Source organism: Vreelandella rituensis, assembly GCF_003336665.1.
Taxonomy (GTDB): domain Bacteria; phylum Pseudomonadota; class Gammaproteobacteria; order Pseudomonadales; family Halomonadaceae; genus Vreelandella; species Vreelandella rituensis.
Map to the genome: position 1 here is coordinate 1 of NZ_QPIJ01000117.1, position 3,265 is coordinate 3,265.

At 58.1% G+C, this 3,265-nt stretch carries 1 protein-coding gene and 1 pseudogene; one reads left to right on the forward strand and one right to left on the reverse strand.

The window, feature by feature from the left end:
- The first annotated feature begins 378 nt into the window (after positions 1 to 378).
- Complete coding sequence (locus DU506_RS20775; protein WP_235825867.1) at positions 379 to 2,940, forward strand: putative bifunctional diguanylate cyclase/phosphodiesterase; 2,562 nt, start codon at positions 379 to 381, stop codon at positions 2,938 to 2,940.
- Between the two features lie 119 nt (positions 2,941 to 3,059).
- On the opposite strand, the pseudogene DU506_RS20780 reads toward DU506_RS20775, so the two are convergent.
- Positions 3,060 to 3,265: pseudogene (locus tag DU506_RS20780) on the reverse strand (RNA-guided endonuclease IscB); the annotation flags it as partial.

Sequence of the window (3,265 nt, forward strand, 5' to 3'; positions counted from 1 at the left end):
TACGGGCCTGGTGACGCAGGTCTTCCAACCTGTCTCCCCTCGGGAATGTCTGCAACCGGCTCCTACCTTGCGGTAGCGACCAGAACCTTCGGCGCTTTACCTTTCACCAGCGTGATCCTGACCTTCCAGAGCGCCGAACTGAGCGAAGCATTCGGCGGTGGGTCTTGACGACCTGTTGCAAACGTAGCGGGTTGGCTACCGCTTTCCCTGGTCAACCGGGCTTGCTTTCACAAGCCTCGTCCTTTAGGGCGAGGTAGTTGACCCAGATGCCTAAGACCGATAGTTAGTGCTCACCTTGCCCATGGCGGGCAACTCGGTCACTATCCTCTCTATTGTTAGCAAACAAATAACTAGGATGGATCGCATGGTGATTCTTTAATGTTCAACGAACTCTCGCTGATGGAGACCCAGCAAGAGGTGCACGAGCTGATTGCTCAACAGGCGCCCCTCGGCCAGACACTGAATGGCATTGCTCGCTGGATCGAGATCATGCTGCCCGATGCCATCGTGGCCTTCATGCGCTTCAATCCCGTCCAACAGTCTCTTAGCCTCTATCCCAGTCAGCGCTTCTCCGAGCGCTATCAGAACCTGCTGCAAGACGTACCGATCGGCCCAAACGCGGCCTCCTTTGGCTGCGCGGCCTATCAGCGACAACTTGTGGTAACCGAGGATATTCGCACTGACGCTCGCTGGTTAGCGTTTCGCGATGCCGCAGAGATCGAAGGCCTGCGCGCCTGCTGGTCTAGTCCGGTGATGACGGCCACAGGTGATTTATTGGGAACTTTCGGCACCTATTATCGCAAGCCCCGCATCCCTGATGAAACGAGTCAGCGTCGTTTGCGCCAGGCCGCCGCGCTGGTGGCGCTGGCCATCGTGCGTGATAGCGATACCACCAGTCATCGCACCTTGGCCGAATGGCACCGTTCGCTGTTTGTGAATCACCCCGACGGCGTCTACGAGTTTGACCTGGAAGGCCGCTTCCAACGTAGTAATGCCGCCTTGTCACGCATCACGGGCTATACGGAAGAGGCGCTGCTTGGCCGTCATTTCAGCGAGTTCGTTGAACCCGACTACCGTGAGTTTACCCAGGCCAGTTTTGATGTCGCCAGACAAGGTGGCTCGCGTGAATACGAGACCATGGGTAAGCACCACGATGGCCACGCCTATTATCTGGAAATCCTGAACTTCCCTGTGTCTATTGATGGCGAGGTTGTCGGGGTCTACGGCATCTGCCGAGATATCATGGCGCGCAAACAAGCAGAGGAAGCGCGACGCCTGTTGGAGCGAGGTATCCAGGCGACGCCTAATGGGATAGTCATGGCCGATGCCAGCAAGCCCGACATGCCGCTGGTCTATGTCAATGACGCCTTCTGTACCCTGTCGGGTTACATGCCAGAGGAGGTCCTGGGCCGCAACTGCCGTTTGCTGCAGGGGCCGGACACCGACGTAGCGTCCGCTACCGCCATCCAGCAGGCCATCGTCAAACGCGACTGCGTGAATATCATCCTCCTCAACTACCGCAGGGATGGCACGACCTTCTGGAACCGGCTGTCGCTCAGCCCGGTGTTCGACGACCAAGGCTGTTGCACCCATTACATTGGCATCCAGCAAGATATCACCCAGCATCGCGAACAGAAGGCACAGCTCGCCTATCAAGCAACACATGACATGTTGACGGGCCTACCTAACCGCACCCAGCTGGATAAGCACCTGTGCGAAACCTTCGAACGCACCCAGCAGGAGGAAGGCCTAGTGGTGGTCATGCACCTCGACCTGGACGGTTTCAAGGCGGTCAATGATGGGCTAGGGCATCATATTGGCAACTTGCTGCTGGTCGCGGTGGCAGAGCGCCTGCAACAACTGATTGCGCCAGGGGATACGGTGGCTCGTCTGACTAGCGATGAGTTTGCACTGTTGCTTCCCAACCTGGAGAGCATCCAGGCGGGCAAGGTCTTTGCCGAGCGGGTCCTGGAGACGTTGTCAACTCCCGTCCTGGTCGCGGACAAGCCTTTGCACATCAGTGCCAGCATTGGCATTGCGTGCAACGACGACACTGTAGAACACCCCCATGAACTGATGCAGCGCGCCGACTTGGCCATGGCTGAGGCCAAGCAGCAAGGCCGCAACACCTGGCACTTGTATCAGGGCGACGTGCAGCGAATCACCGAAAAATCGGTATTAATGCGACACGATCTGCATACCGCGCTGGGTCATGATCAGTTCGAGTTGTATTACCAGCCCATTGTGGAGGCGGTGAGCGGGCGAATTCGCGGTATGGAGGCCTTGATTCGTTGGCATCATCCCGAGAAGGGCATGGTTTCGCCGATGGAGTTCATCCCGCTCGCTGAACAAACGGGTCAGATCATCCCGATAGGGCGCTGGGTGCTGCGCCGCGCCTGCCAAGATGCAGCAGCCACCTACGCTGCAGGCGAGCGAGTGGTGCCGGTGGCCATCAACATCTCATCATTGCAGTTTCGGCGTGAAGGCTTCTTGGAGGACGTCCAACAGGCGCTGGCCGACACAGACCTGCCCCCAGAACTACTGGAATTTGAGGTGACCGAGAGTGTGCTGTTGGACGGGGCCGAGCAGGCCATCGAATTGATCAACCAGCTCAAGACAATAGGCATCAAGGTGGCTCTCGACGACTTCGGTACCGGCTTCTCAAGCCTGAGTTACCTGCGCGATCTACCCATTCATAAGGTCAAGCTGGACCGGGCTTTCATCAAGGATATCACTACCAACCGCAGCAATGCCGCCATAGTGCAGGGGATTATCACCATGGCGCACCACATGGATTTGGTGGTGGTCGCCGAGGGTATTGAAGAGCGAGAGCAGCAGCAGGATCTGATCCGCCGTAACTGTGATCTGCTGCAAGGCTACCTCTTCGCCAAGCCTATGCCTCGAGAGGCAGTCGTAGCGCTCCCTGACCTGTTGCCCTAGAAAACCCGAAGATTGTGCCCTTGTGTCATCGTTTTGCGCGGGAAACCCGGTTGCTTTAGCGCCGGGAGGGATAGCGCGTCGTGCGCAGCACGACTCGGGGTTCCCTGTCCGCGCCTCCTTTAGTGTTGAGTCGTGGGTATCTGGTGGTAGCCGTAGCCATCACCGCGTTGCAGCAGGGTGCAGTGGCGCCAGGAGATACCCTGAACCGCGCCCTGTTCGGTCTGAATATTGAAACTGCCGGTCTTGCGGATGGCCACGCGACCTGTATGTGTCCCGGCCTTCTTGCCGCTGGGCACCACCGCCCTGACCCTATCGCCGGTCTGAA

Bases quoted from the DNA above. Each gene is read 5' to 3' on its own strand.
- DU506_RS20775 (WP_235825867.1), top strand. From the start codon at position 379: ATGTTCAACGAACTCTCGCTGATGGAGACCCAGCAAGAGGTGCACGAG.